The organism is Streptomyces sp. NPDC048584, from assembly GCF_043199595.1.
GTDB lineage: Bacteria > Actinomycetota > Actinomycetes > Streptomycetales > Streptomycetaceae > Streptomyces > Streptomyces edwardsiae.
Genome location: NZ_JBICWF010000006.1, coordinates 354,934 through 375,942 on the forward strand (window position 1 = coordinate 354,934; position 21,009 = coordinate 375,942).

The 21,009-nt window shown below is 71.7% G+C and carries 20 protein-coding genes and 1 riboswitch; of the genes, 16 read left to right on the top strand and 4 right to left on the bottom strand.

All coding sequences use genetic code 11. The features are described from left to right. The first annotated feature begins 84 nt into the window (after nt 1–84). The 6 genes from ACGFR9_RS16580 to ACGFR9_RS16605 all read left to right on the top strand — a co-directional run bounded on the left by ACGFR9_RS16580 (nt 85) and on the right by ACGFR9_RS16605 (nt 8,271). Nucleotides 85–1,527, top strand: a complete 1,443-nt coding sequence (locus ACGFR9_RS16580; RefSeq protein WP_393208573.1) for a GuaB1 family IMP dehydrogenase-related protein — start codon at nt 85–87, stop codon at nt 1,525–1,527. 251 nt (nt 1,528–1,778) lie between these two features. Continuing rightward, nucleotides 1,779–3,257, top strand: a complete 1,479-nt coding sequence (locus ACGFR9_RS16585) for an amino acid permease (protein ID WP_393208352.1) — start codon at nt 1,779–1,781, stop codon at nt 3,255–3,257. Nucleotides 3,258–3,267: 10 nt separating this feature from the next. Then, nucleotides 3,268–3,720, top strand: a complete 453-nt coding sequence (locus ACGFR9_RS16590) for an Lrp/AsnC family transcriptional regulator (RefSeq protein ID WP_393208355.1) — start codon at nt 3,268–3,270, stop codon at nt 3,718–3,720. Between the two features lie 145 nt (nt 3,721–3,865). Further along, complete coding sequence (locus ACGFR9_RS16595) at nt 3,866–5,068, top strand: MFS transporter (protein ID WP_393208358.1); 1,203 nt, start codon at nt 3,866–3,868, stop codon at nt 5,066–5,068. A 678-nt stretch (nt 5,069–5,746) separates the two neighbouring features. Next, the gene (locus ACGFR9_RS16600) at nt 5,747–6,535 is read left to right on the top strand and encodes a carbon-nitrogen hydrolase family protein (RefSeq protein WP_393208361.1); all 789 of its coding nucleotides are present in this window, start codon (nt 5,747–5,749) and stop codon (nt 6,533–6,535) included. Between the two features lie 38 nt (nt 6,536–6,573). Next, the gene (locus ACGFR9_RS16605) at nt 6,574–8,271 is read left to right on the top strand and encodes a flavin monoamine oxidase family protein (RefSeq protein WP_393208364.1); all 1,698 of its coding nucleotides are present in this window, start codon (nt 6,574–6,576) and stop codon (nt 8,269–8,271) included. Between the two features lie 10 nt (nt 8,272–8,281). On the opposite strand, the gene ACGFR9_RS16610 is transcribed toward ACGFR9_RS16605, so the two are convergent. Continuing rightward, entirely contained in the window at nt 8,282–8,968 is a 687-nt protein-coding gene (locus ACGFR9_RS16610; protein WP_393208367.1) for a DUF5995 family protein, read from the bottom strand. Nucleotides 8,969–9,138: 170 nt separating this feature from the next. Between ACGFR9_RS16610 and ACGFR9_RS16615 the strand changes: the two genes are divergently transcribed. Then, complete coding sequence (locus tag ACGFR9_RS16615; protein WP_393208576.1) at nt 9,139–10,254, top strand: glycoside hydrolase family 6 protein; 1,116 nt, start codon at nt 9,139–9,141, stop codon at nt 10,252–10,254. Here ACGFR9_RS16615 and ACGFR9_RS16620 read toward each other — a convergent pair. After that, nucleotides 10,236–11,639: a uracil-xanthine permease family protein gene (locus ACGFR9_RS16620; RefSeq protein ID WP_393208370.1), complete on the bottom strand. Its 1,404-nt coding sequence runs from the start codon at nt 11,637–11,639 to the stop codon at nt 10,236–10,238. The genes ACGFR9_RS16615 and ACGFR9_RS16620 overlap by 19 nt on opposite strands. Before the next feature lie 175 nt (nt 11,640–11,814). Between ACGFR9_RS16620 and ACGFR9_RS16625 the strand changes: the two genes are divergently transcribed. After that, the gene (locus ACGFR9_RS16625; protein WP_393208373.1) at nt 11,815–12,273 is read left to right on the top strand and encodes an acyl-CoA thioesterase; all 459 of its coding nucleotides are present in this window, start codon (nt 11,815–11,817) and stop codon (nt 12,271–12,273) included. On the opposite strand, the gene ACGFR9_RS16630 is transcribed toward ACGFR9_RS16625, so the two are convergent. After that, complete coding sequence (locus tag ACGFR9_RS16630; protein ID WP_393208376.1) at nt 12,233–13,438, bottom strand: MFS transporter; 1,206 nt, start codon at nt 13,436–13,438, stop codon at nt 12,233–12,235. The genes ACGFR9_RS16625 and ACGFR9_RS16630 overlap by 41 nt on opposite strands. Before the next feature lie 132 nt (nt 13,439–13,570). Between ACGFR9_RS16630 and ACGFR9_RS16635 the strand changes: the two genes are divergently transcribed. Then, the gene (locus tag ACGFR9_RS16635) at nt 13,571–14,755 is read left to right on the top strand and encodes an ROK family transcriptional regulator (RefSeq protein WP_393208379.1); all 1,185 of its coding nucleotides are present in this window, start codon (nt 13,571–13,573) and stop codon (nt 14,753–14,755) included. Nucleotides 14,756–14,840: 85 nt separating this feature from the next. Here ACGFR9_RS16635 and ACGFR9_RS16640 read toward each other — a convergent pair whose 3' ends face one another. After that, nucleotides 14,841–15,596, bottom strand: coding sequence for an SDR family oxidoreductase (locus tag ACGFR9_RS16640; protein ID WP_393208382.1), 756 nt, complete (start codon nt 15,594–15,596; stop codon nt 14,841–14,843). A gap of 355 nt (nt 15,597–15,951) precedes the next feature. Beyond that, nucleotides 15,952–16,082: riboswitch (FMN riboswitch) on the top strand. 145 nt (nt 16,083–16,227) lie between these two features. Here ACGFR9_RS16640 and ACGFR9_RS16645 point away from each other — a divergent pair. From ACGFR9_RS16645 to ACGFR9_RS16675, 7 genes are read left to right on the top strand one after another with little or no spacing between them, the layout of a single operon-like run. After that, nucleotides 16,228–16,842: a riboflavin synthase gene (locus ACGFR9_RS16645; protein WP_393208385.1), complete on the top strand. Its 615-nt coding sequence runs from the start codon at nt 16,228–16,230 to the stop codon at nt 16,840–16,842. Further along, nucleotides 16,839–17,483, top strand: coding sequence for a nicotinamide riboside transporter PnuC (locus ACGFR9_RS16650; RefSeq protein ID WP_393208388.1), 645 nt, complete (start codon nt 16,839–16,841; stop codon nt 17,481–17,483). Before ACGFR9_RS16645 ends, ACGFR9_RS16650 begins: the two co-directional genes overlap by 4 nt. After that, a complete protein-coding gene (locus ACGFR9_RS16655; RefSeq protein ID WP_393208391.1) occupies nt 17,480–18,769 on the top strand; it encodes a bifunctional 3,4-dihydroxy-2-butanone-4-phosphate synthase/GTP cyclohydrolase II in 1,290 nt (429 codons plus the stop codon). The genes ACGFR9_RS16650 and ACGFR9_RS16655 overlap by 4 nt, the downstream gene beginning before the upstream one ends. 21 nt (nt 18,770–18,790) lie before the next feature. Next, entirely contained in the window at nt 18,791–19,276 is a 486-nt protein-coding gene (gene ribH, locus ACGFR9_RS16660; protein ID WP_030867847.1) for a 6,7-dimethyl-8-ribityllumazine synthase, read from the top strand. Between the two features lie 34 nt (nt 19,277–19,310). Further along, entirely contained in the window at nt 19,311–19,583 is a 273-nt protein-coding gene (locus ACGFR9_RS16665) for a phosphoribosyl-ATP diphosphatase (RefSeq protein ID WP_030221505.1), read from the top strand. Nucleotides 19,584–19,630: 47 nt separating this feature from the next. Continuing rightward, on the top strand, nt 19,631–20,479 hold the full coding sequence (hisG, locus tag ACGFR9_RS16670) for an ATP phosphoribosyltransferase (RefSeq protein ID WP_030221502.1): 849 nt from the start codon (nt 19,631–19,633) through the stop codon (nt 20,477–20,479). A gap of 20 nt (nt 20,480–20,499) precedes the next feature. Then, complete coding sequence (locus ACGFR9_RS16675; protein ID WP_393208396.1) at nt 20,500–20,961, top strand: PH domain-containing protein; 462 nt, start codon at nt 20,500–20,502, stop codon at nt 20,959–20,961. Nucleotides 20,962–21,009: the final 48 nt, after the last annotated feature.

Here is a 21,009-nt window from a genome sequence, read left to right on the forward strand (position 1 = left end):
ACGGCATGGGACAATGAAGTACGTGCTCTTCCCCCTGGCTGACCTGTCCCGGGGCCACCTCTGATCGACTGGGATGTGCAGCACGTGCGTTTCCTCAACGACATCCAGCCCGCGTACGACCTGACGTACGACGACGTCTTCATGGTGCCGAGCCGCTCCGCGGTCGGCTCGCGGCAGGGCGTGGACCTCAGCTCCCCGGACGGCACGGGCACCACCATCCCGCTCGTCGTCGCCAACATGACCGCCATAGCCGGCCGGCGCATGGCCGAGACCGTGGCCCGCCGCGGGGGACTCGTCGTCATACCGCAGGACATCCCGAACGAGGTCGTCACCGAGGTCGTCTCCTGGGTGAAGGGCCGTCACCACGTTCTCGACACCCCGATCGTGCTGGCCCCGCACCAGACCGTCGCCGACGCGCTCGCCCTGCTGCCCAAGCGCGCGCACAACGCGGGCGTCGTCGTCGACGCGGACCACCAGCCGGTCGGCGTGGTCACCGACACCGACCTCTCCGGCGTGGACCGCTTCACCCAGCTCGAAGAGGTCATGTCCAAGGACCTGATCCTCATCGACGCCGACATGGACCCGCGCGAGGCGTTCAACACCCTCGACGCCGCCAACCGGCGCTACGCTCCCGCCGTCGACAAGGACGGCCGCCTCGCGGGCATCCTCACCCGCAGGGGCGCCCTGCGCGCCACCCTGTACAGCCCGGCCACCGACGCCCGGGGGCGGCTCCGCATAGCCGCCGCCGTCGGCATCAACGGCGACGTGGCCGGCAAGGCCCGGCAGCTGCTCGACGCCGGCGTCGACACGCTCGTCATCGACACCGCCCACGGGCACCAGGAGTCGATGATCAGCGCGCTGAAGCTGGTCCGCGACCTCGACCCGCAGGTGCCGGTCGTCGCCGGGAACGTCGTCGCCGCCGCGGGCGTCCGCGATCTGATCGAGGCCGGCGCCGACATCGTCAAGGTCGGCGTGGGCCCCGGCGCCATGTGCACCACCCGCATGATGACCGGTGTCGGCCGGCCCCAGTTCTCCGCCGTCCTGGAGTGCGCCGCCGAGGCGAGGAAGTACGGCAAGCACGTGTGGGCCGACGGCGGTGTCCGGCACCCCCGCGACGTGGCCATGGCGCTCGCCGCCGGCGCGTCCAACGTGATGATCGGCTCCTGGTTCGCCGGGACCTTCGAGTCCCCGGGCGACCTCCAGCACGATGCCGACGGCCGCCCCTACAAGGAGTCCTTCGGCATGGCCTCCGCGCGCGCCGTGCGCAACCGCACCTCCGAGGAGTCGGCGTACGACCGCGCCCGCAAGGCGCTGTTCGAGGAGGGCATCTCCACCTCCCGCATGTTCCTCGACCCGGCCCGCCCCGGCGTCGAGGACCTGATCGACTCGATCATCGCGGGCGTCCGCTCCTCCTGCACCTACGCCGGCGCCGGATCGCTCGAGGAGTTCGCCGCGAAGGCCGTCGTCGGCATTCAGAGCGCCGCCGGCTACGCCGAGGGCAAGCCACTGCACAACAGCTGGAACTGACGTCTCCCCCGGGAGCGGAGCCGGTGTGCGACGGTTCACAGCGCCGGCGCAACGAACACCCGCCCCGCCCCGGGGAACGCAATGATCTTGCGCCGGTGCGCAAGGTTGCTGCATTTCAGGAGCAACGAAGAACCTCGTAGGGTTACCCGCTGTACGTGTGTGGCGGGGACTCCGCTCGACGGGGCCCGGCTGTCGCGGGACACCGTCCGTCCCCTGCCGCGGAAGGCCGGCAGCGACGAAGGAGTCAGCGCGTGCTCGACCAAGGCGCACCCCCGCACAACGGCACTCCCGCCGCCCCGCCGTCCCCGGGCCCCGGCGCGCGCCTGATGCGCCGCAAACCCGTGGAACGCCTGGTCGTGGAGGGTGGCCAGGGTGAGGGCGGCTCCCTGCGGCGCTCCCTCGGGCTCTGGCAACTGACCATGATCAGCATCGGTGCCACCCTCGGCACCGGCATCTTCGTCGTCCTCGGCGAAGCCGTCCCCAAGGCCGGCCCCGCCGTCACCCTGTCCTTCGTGATAGCCGGCCTGACGGCCCTCTTCTCCGCCCTCTCCTACGCCGAACTGGCCGGCACCATCCCCGTCTCCGGCTCCTCCTACTCGTATGCGTACGCAACGATGGGCGAGCTGATCGCCTGGGTCTGCGGCTGGTGCCTGATGCTCGAGTACGGCGTGTCGGTCGCCGCCGTCGCCGTCGGCTGGGGCGAGTACCTCAACGAACTCCTCGACGGCACCATCGGCGTCACCCTCCCGGCCGCGCTCTCCGCCCCGCCCGGCGACGGCGGCGTCTTCAACCTCCCCGCGCTGATCGTCGTCCTGCTCGCCATGGCGTTCCTGATGGGCGGCGCCCGCGAGTCCGCCCGCGCCAACACGATCATGGTCGTGGTGAAGATCAGCGCCCTCGTACTGTTCTGCGCCATCGGTGTCCAGGGCTTCCGGTCCGGCAACTACGAGAACTTCATGCCGCTGGGCATGGCCGGCGTCAGCGCCGCCGGGGCGACGCTCTTCTTCTCGTACATCGGCTTCGACGCAGCCTCCACCGCCGGCGAGGAGGCCAGGAACGCCCAGCGCGACCTGCCCCGCGCGATCCTGCTCTCCCTCGCCATCATCACCGCGCTGTACGTCCTCGTCGCCGCCGTCGCCGTGGGCGCCAAGCCCTGGCGGCAGTTCACCGACTCCGAGGCCACACTCGCCCAGATCATGCGCGAGGTCACCGGGCAGAGCTTCTGGGGCACCCTGCTGGCGTTCTGCGCCGTCATCGCCATCGCGAGCGTCGTGCTGACCGTGCTCTACGGCCAGACCCGTATCCTGTTCGCCATGTCCCGGGACGGACTGGTGCCCAAGGTGTTCGGCAGGGTCAGCCCGAAGACGGGCACGCCCCGCACCAACACCCTGATCGTCTCCCTCTTCTGCGGCGTCCTCGCCGCCGCCATCCCGCTCGGCCGGCTCGCCGACGCCACCAGCATCGGCACACTGTTCGCCTTCGCGCTGGTCAACGTCGCCGTCGTGGTGCTGCGGCGGTCCCGGCCCGACATGCCGCGCACCTTCCGGGTGCCGCTGTCGCCCCTGCTGCCCGCCCTCGGCCTCGGGTTCTGCCTGTGGATGATGGGCAGCCTGTCCGCCGTCACCTGGGTGGTCTTCGGTGTCTGGATGGCCGTCGGGCTCGTGTTCTACTTCCTCTACGGCTACCGCCGCTCCCGGCTGGCCGTTTCCGCCGCGTCAGAAGCGAAGTGAACCACCCGCAGTGCTGAACGATCTCGACGAACGCATCGTGCACGCCCTCGCCGAGGACGCCCGCCGCTCCTACGCGGACATCGGGCAGCTCGTCGGCCTCTCCGCGCCCGCCGTGAAACGCCGTGTGGACCGGCTGCGCGCCACCGGGGCCATCACCGGATTCACCGTACGCGTGGACCCCGCCGCCCTCGGCTGGGCGACTGAGGGGTTCGTCGAGATCTACTGCCGCGGCAACACCTCCCCGGAGACCATCCGGCGGGGCCTGGAGCGCTACCAGGAGGTCGTGGCCGCCTCCACCGTCACCGGTGACGCGGACGCCGTCGCCCAGGTCTTCGCCTCCGACATGCGCCACTTCGAGCGGGTCCTCGAGCGCATCGCGGGCGAGCCGTTCGTGGAGCGGACCAAGTCCGTGCTGGTGCTGTCGCCGCTGCTGCGGCGGTTCTCGTCGGGGCCGCTCGCGTAATCCGTGGCCGGGGGGAGCTGTGCTGTTCTAGCATCGGTGCCATGACCTGGCGACATTGATCCACCCGTCAGGCCTCCCGAGGGCCGCCTCGGGCGCCGTACGTCCTCGACGTCCGGTGTCCGAACCGCCCCCTTGGGAAGGCCTCATGACTCTCACGCCCACGCGTGCCTCCGACGTCCGCGTGCGACGGCTGACGAACACGCTGTACGGCTACGCGTTCCTCGACGACTTCATCCTGCTGTACCCGGTGTACGCGCTGCTGTTCAGCGACGCCGGGCTGTCCGTCTGGCAGATCTCCTCGCTGTTCGCGGTGTGGTCGGTGACCGGGGTGCTGCTGGAGGTTCCCTCCGGGATCTGGGCCGATACCGTGTCGCGGCGGCTGTTGCTGTGGGCCGGGCCGCTGCTGACCGGGGCCGGGTTCGTCCTGTGGGTCGCTGTTCCGTCCTATGGCGCCTTCGCGGTCGGCTTCCTGTTGTGGGGTGCGGGCGGGGCGCTCGGGTCCGGGGCGCTGGAGGCCCTTGTCTACGACGAGCTGTCGCGGCTCGGTGCGGCCGGGCGCTACGCCCGGGTGATGGGGCGGGCCCGGGCGGCCGGGATGGTCGCCGTGATGGCGGCGATGGGGCTTGCGGGGCCTGTGCTCGCCTGGGGTGGTCATACGGCCGTCGGTGCGGCGAGTGTGCTGGTGTGTGTGCTGACGGCGGTCGTGGCGCTGCGGTTTCCCGAGCATCGTGCCTGTGGGGCCGAGCGGCGTGAGAGCTGGATCGCCGTTCTGCGGGGCGGGCTCGCGGAGGTCCGTGCGGATCGGTCGGTGCGGGGCGCGTTGCTGCTGGTGCCGGCCGTGAGCGCGGTGTGGGGCGCGCTGGATGAGTACACGCCGCTGCTGGTGCGGGGGACCGGGGTCGCGGACGGGACGGTTCCCTATCTGCTGTTGCTGATCTGGGCCGGGGCGACTGCGGGGAGTCTGCTGGCGGGGGAGGGGGAGCGGCTGGGGGTCGTGGGGCTGGCTGCCGTGCTGGGCGGGGCGGGGCTTGCGCTGGGTGCGGGCGCGGCTGCGGGTACGCCGGTGGGGCTGATCCTGGTCGCGGTGGCGTTCGGTGGGTTCCAGGCGGCGACGGTGCTGGCCGATGCGCGGCTTCAGCGGCGCATCGGGGACGGCGGGCGGGCCACGCTGACGTCGGTGGCGAGCCTGGCCACGGAACTGACGACAGTCGCGACGTTCGGCGCCTACGCGCTGATCGCCTCGGGCCATGCCCACAGCACGGCGTTCACGGTCCTGGCGCTGCCCTACCTGGCGACGGCACTGCTGCTGCTCACGGCGACCGCCGGGCGGGTGGGGGCTCGGGGCTGATGTCCGCGGTGCGGGCTTTCGGTCCGGTGGGGTGGGGTGCCTGCGGCGCCGCTTCCGGTTCGGTGGGGGCTGGGGTAGCGCCCATGGGTGGTGGGTGGGTCGGTGCCGGGTCGGGGGTGTCCGTCCTCGGACTGGCGCGACTGGGCTTGCTGGACAGGGGTGCGGGGCGTTGACGCGCCAGCCACTGCGGGCGGCCACCCCCGCCTCGTCCCCTTCCGCCGTACGCGCCTGCACCCTGCCCCTTCCCGCCTACACGACCGGCACCCCTAGCCGCGCGCAGTCGCGCCGCATGCCCGGCCAGCCGCGCGCAGTCATGTCGCATGCCCGGCCGGCCGCGGGGAGGGGCGGCCGTGCTTCGCCGCACTTCGCGGGCAGTCGTGCCGCTGGGGCGGCACGGGTGGGCGCGACGGTACTCCGTCGGCGCCGGGCTGCGCGAACCCCCCGGCCCGCACCAACGCGACGGCACACGGTCAGCTCCGGGCCCTCACCCCGGCGCGCTGGGGTGAGGGCCCGGACGACCCCGTTCATGAGGTCCGTGCAACGAATCGCCGCCCACCCCCCCAACCCACGCAACAAACCCCCCACAGACGCGCAACACCTCCGCCTTGTCCCCCTGGCCGACCCGCCCGTACCGTCTACCTGGCCCCCCAAACCCCCGCGTACCCGTGAGGAACACGCATGCGCACCGCCCTGCTCCAAAGCTCCGGCCGCCCCGGATCCGTCGTCGAGAACCTCAAGGTTCTCGACGACGCGGCCCGCCGCGCCGCAGCCGCCGGCGCCGGGCTCCTCGTCACCTCCGAGCTGTTCCTCACGGGGTACGCGATCGGCGACGGCATCCCCCGGCTCGCCGAGCCCGCCGACGGCGACGCCGCCGACGCGATCGCGGAGAGCGCCGCCCGTCACGGCCTCGCGATCGCCTACGCCTACCCCGAGCGCGACGGCGAGCGCGTCTTCAACTCCGCGCAGCTGATCTCCGCCGACGGCACCCGTCTCGCGAACTACCGCAAGACCCACCTCTACGGCTGCTACGAACGCGACCACTTCACCCCGGGCGAGCGGACCGTCGTACAGGCCGAGCTCGACGGTCTCACCGTCGGCCTCCTGATCTGCTACGACGTCGAGTTCCCGGAGAACGTGCGCGCCCACGCCCTCGCCGGTACCGACCTCCTGCTCGTGCCGACCGCGCTCCTTCACCCGTTCCAGTTCGTCGCCGAACACATGGTGCCCGTGCGGGCCTTCGAGAACCAGATGTACGTGGCGTACGTCAACCGCGTCGGCCCGGAGGGCGAGTTCGACTTCGTCGGGCGGTCCACGCTCGCCGGACCCGACGGAGTCGCCCGTACGCGCGGCGGCGCCCACGAGGAACTCCTCCTCGCCGACACCGACCCCGTCTTCCTCACCGCCTCCCGCGCGGCGAACCCGTATCTGGCCGACCGCCGCCCCGGTCTGTACGGATCCCTCGTCTGAACCCCCGTTCCACCCCCCCCGCAAGGAGTCCGTACCCCATGACGTCCACCGTGCCCAACGCGATCGAGCACGCCGACGCGCAGCAGCCGCCGATCACCATGTTCGGCCCGGACTTCCCGTACGCGTACGACGACTTCCTCGCCCACCCCGCCGGGCTCGGGCAGGTCCCGGCGACCGAGCACGGCGCCGAGGTCGCCGTGATCGGCGGTGGACTGTCCGGCGTCATCGCCGCGTACGAGCTGATGAAGATGGGGCTCAAGCCGGTCGTGTACGAGGCCGACCGGATCGGCGGGCGGCTGCGGACCGTGGGGTTCGAGGGGTGTGATCCGTCCCTGACGGCCGAGATGGGCGCCATGCGGTTTCCGCCGTCGTCCACCGCGCTCCAGCACTACATCGACCTGGTGGGACTGGAGACACGGGCCTTTCCCAACCCGCTGTCCGAGGTGACGCCCTCGACCGTCGTCGACCTCAAGGGCGAGTCGCACTACGCCGAGACCCTCGACGACCTGCCCCAGGTCTACCGGGACGTCGCCGGCGCCTGGGCGAAGTGCCTCGAGGAGGGCGCCGACTTCTCCGACATGAACCGCGCCCTGCGTGAGCGGGACGTGCCGCGGATCCGCGAGATCTGGGCGAAGCTGGTCGAGAAGCTCGACAACCAGACCTTCTACGGCTTCCTCTGCGACTCCGAGGCGTTCAAGTCCTTCCGGCACCGCGAGATCTTCGGGCAGGTCGGCTTCGGCACCGGCGGGTGGGACACCGACTTCCCCAACTCGATCCTGGAGATCCTCCGCGTCGTCTACACCGAGGCCGACGACCACCACCGCGGCATCGTCGGAGGTTCGCAGCAACTGCCGCTGCGGCTCTGGGAGCGTGAGCCGGAGAAGATCGTCCACTGGCCCTACGGCACCTCGCTGGCCGGTCTGCATGAGGGCGGTGAGCCCCGTCCCGCGGTGACGCGGCTCAACCGCACCGCCGGCAACCGGATCACCGTGACGGACGCCGGCGGCGACATCCGTACGTACGCCGCCGCGGTCTTCACCGCCCAGTCCTGGATGCTGCTGTCCAAGATCGCCTGCGACGACTCGCTGTTCCCGATCGACCACTGGACCGCCATCGAGCGCACCCACTACATGGAGAGCTCCAAGCTCTTCGTGCCCGTCGACCGGCCCTTCTGGCTGGACAAGGACGAGGAGACCGGGCGGGACGTCATGTCGATGACGCTCACCGACCGCATGACCCGCGGGACGTATCTGCTGGACGACGGCCCGGACAGGCCCGCCGTCATCTGCCTCTCGTACACCTGGTGCGACGACAGCCTGAAGTGGCTGCCGCTGTCCGCGAACGAGCGGATGGAGGTCATGCTGAAGTCGCTCGGCGAGATCTATCCCAAGGTCGACATCCGCAAGCACGTCATCGGCAACCCGGTGACGGTCTCCTGGGAGAACGAGCCCTACTTCATGGGTGCGTTCAAGGCCAACCTGCCCGGCCACTACCGCTACCAGCGACGGCTGTTCACGCACTTCATGCAGGAGGCGCTGCCCGAGGACAAGCGCGGCATCTTCCTCGCCGGCGACGACATCTCCTGGACGGCGGGCTGGGCCGAGGGCGCCGTCCAGACCGCGCTGAACGCGGTGTGGGGCGTCATGCACCACTTCGGCGGCGAGAGCGACCCGACCAACCCGGGCCCCGGCGACCTCTACGACGAGATCGCTCCGGTCGAACTCCCCGAGGACTGATCCCGCCGGGTCAGTCCGGCAGCGGGGTGAGCAGCATCCGGCCGGCGAACCCCACCGCCGTGTCCAGGCGTTCGGTGAACTCCCCGGCGATGTCCGGCAGTCCGCGCAGCGCCCACAGCGCGCGGGCCGCCGTCCAGGCCGCGTCCCGGGCACGTTCCAGGCTCCACGCGCCCAGCAGATGGATCAACGGGTCGGTGATCCGCAGCAGTTCGGGGCCCGGCGTCAACTCCTCGCGGATGCGCTCCTCCAGCGAGAGGAGCAGTTCGCCCACGCCGTCGAACTCGTCCTCCAGGTCGACGGGTTCGCAGGCGAGCGTACGGCAGGTGTCCACGACGGCGAGGGCGAGATCGTGGCCGATGTGGGCGTTGATGCCCGCGAGGGCGAACTGCACCGGACGTACTTCTGGGCGGTGGCGGAACTGGAACAGCGGGCGCCAGCAGGCCGGTGGCAGCCGCCCCTCTCGTACCGTGTCCACGGCGGCCAGATAGCGCTCCGCGAAGCGCACGTCCAGCGTGATCGCCGCCCGCGCGTCCGGGAACCCGCCCGCGTCGAGGTGCCGGTCCACGGCCTCCGTGACGGCGAGGTAGACACGGTTGAAGACGGCGACCCCGTCCCGCGCGGGCAGGGCCGCGTCCAGGGCGCGCATACGGGAGATGACCCCGTCCACGAGCGTGACGACTTGTTCGCATTGCGCCATGAGCGCAGAGTCGCACCTTTAGGCTGACCCCGGTGGCGGCGGGCCCGGCGCATCCCCGGAACGGGGGAACGTGCCTGTCGTGGGGGAGGGGGAGCAGTACGGTGTCAGGCTCGCGTGCCCGGCGGGTGTCCGCGCGTAAGGCCGAGGGGCGGGCCGTCCGGCGCGGCGCGATGGTCGCGGCCGCCTCCGTGGTGGTCGCCGTCGGCACCGTCACGGGGATGCTGTCGGCGGCCGGTGAGGGAGGGGGACCCGACGAGGCGCGGCCCGTGGTGACCTCCTCGCCCCGGCCGGCATCACCGCCGGTCGAGCCGTCGTCGTCGCCGTCCGGATCCCCCTCTGTCACGGTGAGTCCGAAGGCCGAGGCGAGTCCGGAGGCGTCGCCGTCCAGGACGGCGACGAAGGAGCGGCAGACCGTCCCCGCGTCCGCCGGGCTGTACCGCCACCCTGATTCGCAGGTCCTGGACTGGGTGCGGGACCATCCCGACGATCCGCGCCGCGCGGTCATCGAGTCCCGGATCGCCGGGCGGCCGGCGGCCGTGTGGTTCGCCGACTACTCCCCGGACACGATCACGTCCCGGGTGCGTGCCGTGGTGTCGGGAGGCGCGGACCGGGGCCGGGTGCCCGTGGTCGTGCCGTACGCCGTGCCCGACCGGGACTGCGGCGGGTACTCCGAGGGCGGGGCGCCGGATCCGGCCGCCTACGACGACTGGATCGACCGGTTCGCCGCGGGACTGGGCGGAGCCGAGGTCATCGTGATCCTGGAGCCCGACGCGATCGCCCAGTCAGGGTGCCTGTCCGCCGGTGAGCGCGCCGACCGCTTCGCCTCGCTGGCCCGTGCCGGCCGGGTGCTCAAGGACGCCGGCCCGAGGGCCCGGGTCTACTTCGACGCGGGGCACTCCGGCTGGCGCACGCCCGCCGAGCAGGCCGCCCTGCTGCGGCAGGCCGGTGCCGCCTCGGCCGCATCCTCCGACGGTGTGTTCAGCAACGTCTCCAACTTCCAGGCCACCGCCGCCGAGATCGCCTACGACCGTGCGGTGCTCGACGCCCTCGGCGGACCGCCCGGCCTCGGCGCCGTGATCGACACCAGCCGCAACGGCAACGGTGCCCCGGCCGACGGCGAATGGTGCGACCCCGCCGGCCGCAGGATTGGCCACGCCCCGACGCTCAGCACCGGCGAGGCCGGCATCGACGCCTACCTGTGGGTGAAACTCCCGGGGGAGTCCGACGGCTGCAAGGGGGAGCCGGGCACCTTCACCCCGTCGTACGCCTACGACTTGGCGCGCTGACCGTCCCCGCCGCCCTCCGTGTCGTAGGAGGACGTGCCCTCGTCGAGCAGCGGCTCCTGAGTCCTGAGGTGGGCGGGCGCGAAGGCGCGCAGCACGTGATAGCCGGTGATGACGACCAGCGTGCCGAGCGCGATGCCGCTCAGCGAGAAGGTGTCGGTGAACTCGATCGAGACATTGCCGACGCCGATGATGATGCCCGCCGCGGCCGGTACGAGATTCAGCGGATTGCGCAGATCCACCTTGGCGTTGATCCAGATCTGGGCGCCGAGCAGGCCGATCATGCCGTACAGGATGACCGTGATCCCGCCGAGCACCCCGCCGGGGATGGCGGCCACGACCGCGCCGAACTTGGGGCAGAGACCGAACAGCAGGGCGAAGCCGGCGGCGGCCCAGTACGCGGCCGTGGAGTAGACCCGGGTCGCGGCCATCACGCCGATGTTCTCGGAGTAGGTGGTGTTGGGCGGGCCGCCGACCGCGGTGGACAGCATCGAGCCGACACCGTCGGCGGAGATGGCCGTACCGAGCTTGTCGTCGAGGTTGTCACCGGTCATCTCGCCGACCGCCTTGACATGCCCGGCGTTCTCGGCGATCAGCGCGATGACCACCGGCAGGGCGACCAGGATCGCCGACCACTCGAAGGACGGTCCGTGCAGCGCCGGCAGACCGATCCAGTCCGCCTGGCCCACTCCGGACAGGTCCAGCCGCCAGTGGTCGGTGATCTCGCCGCCGGCGTCCGCCGAGTGGATCCGCCCGAAGATCCGGTCCAGCGCCCAGGACAGGGCGTAACCGAAGATCAGCCCGAGGAAGATCGCGATCCGGGACCAGAAGCCGCGCAGACAGACCACGGCCAGGCCGGTGAACAGCATCACGAACAGGGCTGTCCACTGGTCCTGCGGCCAGTACGTGGAGGCCGTCACCGGCGCCAGGTTGAAGCCGATCAGCATCACCACCGCGCCCGTCACGATCGGCGGCATCGCGGCGTGGATGATCCGCGCGCCGAACCGCCGTACCGCGAGACCCACCAGGAACAGCGCCCCGCCGACCACGAACACCGCGCCGGTGACGGTGGCGCTGGAGCCGCCGTCGGCCCGGATGACCGCGGCGACACCCACGAAGGACAGCGAGCAGCCGAGATAACTGGGCACCCGGCCGCGCGTGGCCAGCAGGAAGACGACGGTCGCGACACCCGACATCATGATCGCCAGGTTGGGGTCCAGACCCATGAGGACCGGAGCCACGAAGGACGCCCCGAACATGGCCACGACATGCTGGGCGCCCAGACCCGCGGTGCGGGGCCAGGAGAGCCGTTCGTCGGGGCGGACCACCGCGCCGGGGGCCGGAACGCGTCCGTCGCCGTGCAGTTTCCACCGGACGCCGAGATCCATGGGCTGTCGCTTTCGTCGTATGTGCAGCGTGTCCGGACCATTGTGAGGGCTGGGCGGCGGTGCTTCGTACAGGTGGGCGGGCCCGGACGGGCCTGCTGAGCGTCTGCTTAGGATGAGGGCGCGCCGCTGTTCGATGTAAGCGGCACTCATCCCGTACGCCCCAGGAGCCCCACCCGTGACCGCCGAAGCCCCGCTCGCCCCCGCCCTGCACCACGGCCGGCTGATCCCCGTGACCGTCCACTTCGACGACCTCGACGCGCTGGGACTGCTGCACAACGCCCGCTATCCGCTGCTCGTCGAGCGGGCGTGGACGGAGCTGTGGCAGGAGAAGGGCATCCGCTTCGAGGGAGACTGGGCCGCGGCCGGCGACGCCTGCAACGCCGTCCGTGAACTGCGCATCGGCTACGAGGTCCCGGTCACCCGTGCCGGCACGTACGCGGTGCACCTGTGGCTGGAGCGACTCGGCAGGACCGGGCTGACATACGGCTTCCGGTTCTGCTCCGAGGACGGGACGGTGACCTACGCGCGGGGCAGCCGGGTGCTGGTGCGGCTGGACGCCGCGACCCTGCGCCCGACGCCCTGGAGCGAGGCGTTCAGGGACGCGGGTCGGGAACTGCTGCGTCCGGCCGGGTGATCTTCGTACGGTCTCCCGCGCGCAGCACGCTCGCGAAGCCGGCGATGCCGCACGACAGCACCGTGACCAGGACGAACGACGCCATCAGGCTGGTCGCCTGGGCCAGCAGGCCGATCGCGCTCGGGGCGATCAGCCCCGAGGTGTAGGTGATGGTCGCGACACCCGCGATGGCCATGCTCGGGTTGGCGCCGCTGCGGCCGGCGGCGGCGAAGCACAGCGGCACCACCACCGCGATGCCGAGTCCCATCAGCGCGAACCCGCCCATCGCCGGCGCGGGATGCTCGGCGAACACGATCAGCAGTCCGCCGAGGACCGCGACGGCACCGCTCACGCGGACCGTGCGCACGGCGCCGTAGCGGTCCACCACATGGTCCCCGGCGATCCGGGCGATCGCCATGGTGAGCGTGAAACCGGTCGTGCAGGCCGCCGCGAGACCGGCCGAGGTCTCCAGCTGGTCCCGCAGATAGACCGCCGACCAGTCCAGGCTCGCGCCCTCCGCGAACACCGCGCAGAAGCCGATCGCGCCGATCAGCAGCGCGGAGCGGGGCGGCAGCGCGAAACGGGGCGGCGGCTCCTCGTCCTCGGCGGACTGCAGGTCCAGCACCCAGGTGCAGGCGGTCACACCGGCCACCGTCAGGACCGCGGCCGCGAGCGCGTGGTGCAGCCGGGCGTCCACGCCGATGTGGGCGGCGAGCGTGCCGGCCGCCGAACCGATCAGCGCGCCGGCGCTCCACATGCCGTGCAGCCCGGACATGATCGACTTGTCGAGCCGGTTCTCCACCTCCACGCCCAGCGCGTTCATCGCCACGTCGGACATGCCGGCCGTGGCGCCGTAGACGAACAGGGCCAGACACAGGGTCAGCAGGTTCGGGGCGACCGACGGCAGGATCAGCGCCAGCGTCCACAGCGCGATCAGTCCGCGCAGCGCCGCGCGGGCGCCGAAGCGGTGGCTGATACTGCCCGCGAGCGGCATCGCGAGGGACGCGCCGAGCGCGGGGAAGGCGAGCGCGAGCCCCAACTGCCCGGCGCTGACCCCGGCGTGCTCCTGGATCCAGGGGACGCGGGTGGCGAACGAGCCGGTGACCGCGCCGTGCACGGCGAACACGGCGGCGACCGCGTACCGCGCCCGTCTCACATCGTGCTGCTGGTGGACCACTGCGCTCATCGTCCCGCCCCTCCCGGTCGTCGCTCTCCGCACGCGCCGCCGTAAACTATCAGGAACCCTGCCTGAAAGATAAGGGGTCACCGGCGGCCGAGCAGGCGCCGACCGGTCCCGCCGATCTGGAAGGATCCCGGCATGGCCGCATCACCGAGCACCGCCAGAGCCCTCAACGACCGGCTCGCCCTGCGTCTGCTCCAGCAGGAAGGCCCGCTGACCGCAGGGCAGTTGAAGCAGCTCACCGGGCTGTCCCGGCCGACCGTCGCCGACCTCGTCGAGCGGCTCACCGCGGCCGGCCTCATCGGGATGGTCGGCGAGGCGGGGGAGCAGCGGCGGGGGCCCAACGCCAAGCTGTACGGCATCGTCGCCGACCGGGCCCACCTGGCCGCGCTGGACGTCCGCACCGAGGGCGTCGCCGTGCTGGTGTCGGACCTCGTCGGCGAGGTACTGGCCGAGGCGGCCCTGCCCATCACCGGCGACGCGGGCACCGGACCGGCGGTCGAACAGGCGGTCACCCTGGTCGAGCGGACCCTGAAGGAGGCGGGCGCGGACCGGCTGCACACCGTCGGGATCGGGGCGCCCGGGCTGATCGATCCCGCGAGCGGTGAACTGCGGGATTCGACGGGGCTGCCGGAGTGGCACCGGAGGCTGGTCGCCGCCCTTCAGGAGCGGCTTCCCGAGGCCCGGGTCCGTGTGGAGAACGAGACCAACCTGGCGGCGCTGGCCGAGCAGCGGGACGGGGCGGCGCGGGAGCGGGACACCTTCGTCCTGCTGTGGCTGGGACACGGCACCGGGGCCGCGGTGATCCTCGACGGCGTTCTGCGCAGGGGGGCGTCCGGGGGTACGGGGGAGATCGGGTTTCTGCCGGTGCCCGGTACGAGCGGGCTGCCGTCGGCCACCGACTGCGAGGGTGGGTTCCACTCGCTGGTGGGGGCGGGGGCGGTGGCTCGACTGGCGGAGTCGTACGGGGTGGTGACGGAGCCGGGGGATCCGGCGGCTGCGGCGGGGGCGGTTCGCGCGGCTGCCGCGGCGGATGTGCCGGGTGCGGTGGGGGCGCGATTTCTCGACGCGCTGGCCGATCGCGTCACCGTGGGGGTCGCCTCGCTGGTCGCGTTGCTGGATCCCGGGCATGTGGTGCTGGGGGGTGAGGTGGGGCAGGCCGGGGGGGAGGCGCTGGCCGGGCGGGTGCGGGAGCGGTTGGCCGCGATGTCGCCTCTGCCGGCGGATGTGCGGGCCAGCGGTCTGGGGGGTGGGGCGGTGTTGCGGGGGGCGCTGCTCACGGCGCGCGACCGTGCGCAGGATGAGCTGTTCGGTACGCCGTAGTACGGCGAGGCGGAGTCGCCCGACACCGGGGGCGGCGCCCCGGTTCGGGACGGGAAGGGGCGGCGGGGGCGAGAATCCCGGGGGTTCAGCGGGGTGCGGGCCGGGCGACGTGTGACGTCACGTATTCGTCGAACGTCGCCCTCCCCACCGCATGGTGCGGGGCCAAGTGCCGGCCCTCACGGAACGCGTCGTAGGCCGCCCCGCGCAGCGGGACCTTCACCACCGGCCGGTGCCGCCCCGCCGCCTTCAGATACGCGCGAGCCAGGGAGTCGAACGTGCGGATCTCGGGACCGCCCATATCGTCGACCCGCCCCGCCGGCGCCCCCTGCGCCAGCTCGGCCAGACGTTCCGCCACCTCACGTACATCGACCGGCTGATCCTTCACCCGGGCCGGCAACAGCACGACCGGCAGCTTCGCCATCCCCCGCAGAACCCTGAACACCAGATCGTGGAACTGGGTCGCACGCAGCACCGTCCAGCCCAGCCCCGACTCCTCCACCAGCCGCTCCACGGCGAGCTTGGTCTTGTAGTAGCCGTACGGCACCCGGTCGACACCCACGATCGAGATGTACACCAGGTGCCCCACTCCGGCCCGCCGCGCCGCCGCGATCAGATTCCGCGCGGCCGTCTCGTCGCCACCGCGCGCGGACGTCGCGCAGTGCACGACCGTGTCCGCGCCCGTGACGGCGGCGCCGAGCTCGCCTCCGCCTTCCCGCAGGTCGACGGCGTACGGACGGCTGTGCCTGCTGAGCACCCGCACCTCGTGCCCGTCCGTCCGCAGCCGTTCGGCGACATGCCGGCCGAGCGTGCCGGTGCCGCCGGTCACCAGGATCGTGGTCATGTCGTGCCGTCCCTTCGGACACCGGCGGGGCGGATCGGCCGACCCGCCCCGTACGGGATCCAGCTTCGCCGGGTCCGGCACCGGGCGCATCCGGGCGTGGTGGGACCCGGCGGCGGGCAAGGGCCGTCTTCACCGCCGCCGGGCCGGTCCGGGGTGCTCACCAGGGAGTCGGCGCCGACTTTAAATGGACTAGACCACAGTGGTCAATAGGTATGGACCAACAAGGGCGGGGCGCCACGGGGGAGTTGCCCCGCACCACGCACGGCAGCCTTCGTGTCACCCCTTGTGAGCCACTCCACACCCATCGCCCGTATGGAGGGCGGCCGGCCGTGGCAGACTGGCCCTGTACCAGTAGCAGCGCACTCCGGGGTCGGTGAAAGTCCGAACCGGCGGTTACAGTCCGCGACCCGGTCGCCTCCAGCGACCGGTTGACCAGGTGAAATTCCTGGACCGACGGTTAAAGTCCGGATGGGAGGCAGTGCGCGGCGGGCGGGCATCCATGCGCGCCGCCGTACCGGTTCGCCGTCGAGGCGGGCCCTGTCCGGCGTCGCTCCCGGTGTCCTCACCCGCGGTTTCTGTCGTCATCGACAGCCCCGGAGTCCGTGCCCGAAGAGGCAGGAGGACCCGGGAAGTGTTCACCGGAATCGTCGAAGAGCTGGGCGAGATCACCGCCGTCGAGAACCTCGACGACGCCTGTCGCTTCCGGCTGCGCGGCCCCGTCGTCACCGAAGGTGCGAAGCACGGCGACTCGATCGCCGTCAACGGCGTCTGCCTCACGGTCGTCGAACACGAAGGCGACGAGTTCACCGCCGACGTCATGGCCGAGACCCTGAAGCGCTCCAGCCTCGGCGCCCTCGCCATCGGCTCCCGCGTCAACCTCGAACGCCCCACGGCCGTCGGCTCCCGCCTCGGCGGCCACATCGTGCAGGGGCATGTCGACGGCACCGGCGAGATCCTCGGACGCGAGCCGTCGGAGCACTGGGAGATCGTGAGGATCTCCCTCCCCGCCGACCTCTCCCGCTACGTGGTGGAGAAGGGCTCCATCACCGTCGACGGCATCAGCCTCACCGTCGTCGACGCCGGAGCCGACTTCTTCACCGTCAGCCTGATCCCGACCACCCTCGCCCTGACCACGCTCGGCATCAAGCAGCCCGGCGACCCGGTCAACCTCGAGGTGGACGTCATCGCCAAGTACGTCGAGCGGATGCTCGGCGACCGCGCCATCGGTGAGGGGACGGCCCGGTGAACTGGCTCAACTCCGAGGCGTTCACCCTCTTCGACCAGCACATCAAGTGGTCGGACATGATCGGCAACGTGATCGGGCTGATCGCCCTCGCCCTCGGCTGGCGCCGGTCCATCTGGACCTGGCCCGCCCAGTTCGTCTCCGGGCTCATCCTGTTCGCCGCCTTCTCCACCGCCCATCTCTCGGGCAGCGCCGGCAAGCAGGTCGTCGTCATGCTGGTCGCCGCCTGGGGCTTCTGGCAGTGGAACCGCGGGCGGAGGCAGGCCCAGGACGGCTCCGTCGCCGTACGGTTCGCGACCAACCGCGAACGCCTGCTCCTCGTGGGCGCCGCAGCCGTCGGCACCCTCGCCGTCGGCGGGCTGTTCAGCCTCTACCCGTCCCTGTCCTGGGACCCCTGGCCGGACGCCTACATCTTCGTCGGCACCGTCGTCGCCATGTACGCGCAGGCCCGCGGCATGGTCGAGTTCTGGTTCGCCTGGCTGCTCGTCGACCTCGTTGGCGTCCCCCTGAACTTCGCCAACGGCTTCGCCTTCTCCGGCTTCGTCTACGTCATCTACGGCGCGCTCGTCCTGTGGGGCATGCGCGACTGGTGGCTGCGCTCCCGCGAGGACGCGCGGCCCGCCCTGAAGGGAGCCCCCGCATGACCGCGGCACCGATCCTCTACAGCACCGAAGGCGCCGAGGACCTCACCCTCGACCCCATCGAGCAGGCCATCGCCGACATCGCGGCCGGCCGCCCCGTCGTGGTCGTCGACGACGAGGGCCGCGAGAACGAGGGCGACCTCGTCGTCGCCGCCGAGAAGGCCACCCCCGAGATCGTCGCCTTCATGATGAGCGAGTGCCGCGGTCTGATCTGCGCCCCCATGGAGGGCGGTGAGCTGGACCGGCTGCGCCTGCCGCAGATGGTCGACGACAACACCGAGTCCATGAAGACCGCGTTCACCGTCTCCGTCGACGCCTCCGCCGCCCACGGCGTGACCACCGGCATCTCCGCCGCCGACCGCGCCACCACGCTCCGGCTGCTCGCCGGCGGCACCGCCGAACCGGCCGACCTCGTCCGCCCCGGCCACGTCTTCCCGCTGCGCGCCCGCCCCGGCGGCGTCCTCGTGCGCGACGGCCACACCGAGGCCGCAGTCGACCTCGCCCGCCTCGCCGGACTGCGCCCGGCCGGCGCCATCGTCGAGATCGCCGGCGAGGACGGCACCATGCTGCGGCTGCCCGAACTGATCCCGTTCGCCCGTAAGCACGGCCTGACGATCATCTCCATCGCGGACCTGATCGCCTACCGCCGCTCCGCCGAACCCACCGTCCGCCGCGAGGCCGAGGTCCGGCTGCCCACCTCCCACGGCGTCTTCACCGCATACGGCTACCGCTCCACAGTCGACGGCGTCGAGCACGTCGCCCTCGTCCACGGAGACATCGAGGACGGCGAGGACGTCCTCGTCCGCGTCCACTCCGAATGCCTCACCGGCGACATCTTCGGCTCCCAGCGCTGCGACTGCGGCCCCCAGCTCGATGCCTCCCTGGACCGCGTCCAGGCCGAGGACCGGGGCATCGTCGTCTACCTGCGCGGCCACGAAGGGCGCGGCATCGGCCTGATGTCCAAACTGCGCGCCTACGAACTCCAGGAACGCGGCCGGGACACCCTCGACGCCAACCTCGAACTCGGCCTGCCCGCCGACGCCCGCGACTACGGCGCCGGCGCGCAGATCCTCGCCGACCTCGGCGTCCGCAGCGTCCGCCTGATGACCAACAACCCTGACAAGTCGGACGCGCTCGTCCGCCACGGCATCGAGGTCACCGGCCGTGAGCCGATGCCCGTCACCGCGGGCGAGCACAACCTCCGCTACCTGCGCACCAAGCGGGACCGGATGGGCCACGACCTGCCCTGGCTGGACACGCCTACCGTGCCCGCCTGCGGCAACCAGTAACGAGAACCACCGAGGAGAGACGTGAGCGGCAAGGGTGCACCGGAACTGTCCGTACGCGACGTGGGCGACCTGCGGGTCGCCGTCATCGCCGCACAGTGGCACGAGAAGGTGATGGACGGACTGGTCGACGGCGCCCTGCGCGCCCTGCACGACCTCGGCATCGACGAACCGACCCTGCTCCGGGTCCCCGGCAGCTGGGAACTCCCCGTCGTCGCCAAGGTCCTGGCCGGCCGGGGCTACGACGCGGTCGTCGCCCTCGGCGTCGTCATCCGGGGCGGTACACCCCACTTCGACTACGTGTGCCAGGGCGTCACCCAGGGCCTCACCCAGGTCTCGGTCGACACCGGCGTCCCCGTCGGATTCGGCCTGCTCACCTGTGACGACGAGGAGCAGGCCCTCGACCGCGCCGGACTGCCCGGCTCCAGCGAGGACAAGGGACACGAGGCCGTCACCGCGGCGGTGGCGACCGCGGCCTGCCTGCGTTCAGTATCCGAACCCTGGCGGTGAGCAGACCCCGTCAGCGCGTAGGGTGAGGACCACCATGTCCAAGAAGACGTTCGAGGAGCTCTTCACCGAGCTCCAGCACAAGGCCGCCCACGGCGATCCCGCCACCTCCCGCACCGCCGAACTGGTGGGCAAGGGCGTCCATACCATCGGCAAGAAGGTCGTCGAGGAGGCCGCCGAGGTCTGGATGGCCGCCGAGTACGAGGGCAAGGAGGCGGCCGCCGAGGAGATCTCGCAGCTGCTGTACCACGTCCAGGTGATGATGGTCGCCCGCGGCATCTCCCTCGACGACGTCTACGCCCACCTGTAGATCCGCACCCCCGCCACACCACCCACCACACGAAGGAAGCCGACCTCATGCTGCGCATCGCCGTCCCCAACAAGGGTTCCCTGTCAGGCCCCGCGGGGGAGATGCTGCATGAGGCCGGCTACCGGCAGCGCCGCGAATCCAAGGAACTGCGCACCGTCGACCCGACCAACGAGGTCGAGTTCTTCTACCTCCGCCCCCGCGACATCGCCATCTACGTCGCCTCCGGGCAGCTCGACATCGGCATCACCGGCCGCGATCTGCTGATCGACTCCGGCGCCGACGCCGAGGAGATCCTCCCCCTCGGCTTCGCCCGCTCCACCTTCCACTACGCCACCAAGCCCGGCACCATCGACAGCCTGGCGGACCTGACGGGCAAGACGATCGCCACCTCCTACGAGGGCATCGTCGCCGCACACCTCGCCGACGGCGGTGTCGACGCCTCCGTCGTCCACCTCGACGGCGCCGTCGAGACCGCCATCCAGCTCGGTGTCGCCCAGGTCATCGCGGACGTCGTCGAGACCGGCACCTCACTGCGCAACGCCGGACTCGAGGTCGTCGGCGAGCCCATCATGAAGTCCGAGGCCGTCGTCATCCGCCGTACCGGCGCGGACGGCGAGGAGCCCAAGGTGCGGCAGTTCCTGCGCCGCCTCCAGGGCGTCCTCGTCGCCCGGACGTACGTGATGATGGACTACGACTGCCGCGTCGAACAGCTCGAGAAGGCCGTCGCCCTCACCCCGGGCCTCGAGTCCCCGACCGTGTCCCCGCTGCACAACGAGGGCTGGGTCGCCGTCCGCGCCATGGTCCCCTCCAAGGAGGCCCAGCGGATCATGGACGATCTGTACGACATCGGCGCCCGCGCCATCCTCACCACGGCCATCCACGCCTGCCGCCTCTGACCGGGACCCGGACCACCACCATGTCGGACGCCACCCCGGCCCAGCTGCCCGTCACCTTCCGCCCCGGCCGCACCCGCGCGGTGCTGCACACCGCCGGCGCCGCGCTCTTCGTGGTCATCACGCTGATCGCGCTGCTGCTGGAGCAGCTCAGTCCGGGGGAGCGGATCAGCTTCGTGTTCACCGCCGCGCTGCTGGCCGGCGTGCTGTTCCTGCTCGCACGCCCGAAGGTCGTCGCCGACGAGAGCGGCGTCACCGTCGTCAACATCGTGAGCCGGCGCCGCCTGGACTGGGCGGAGATCCTCCGGGTGAACCTCCGTCCCGGTGACCCCTGGGTCTTCCTCGACCTCAGCGACGGCACCAGCCTGCCCGCGCTCGGCATCCAGCCCGGCATCGCCAAACAGCAGGCCATCGCCGACGCGAGGGCCCTGCGGGCACTCGCCGAGAGCCGCTCCACCGCCGGACCCGGGGCCCCCGGGAACTGACTCAGAGGCGCTTTCGGGACCGGTTCCGGGAAGCGTGGGGGACCTCCG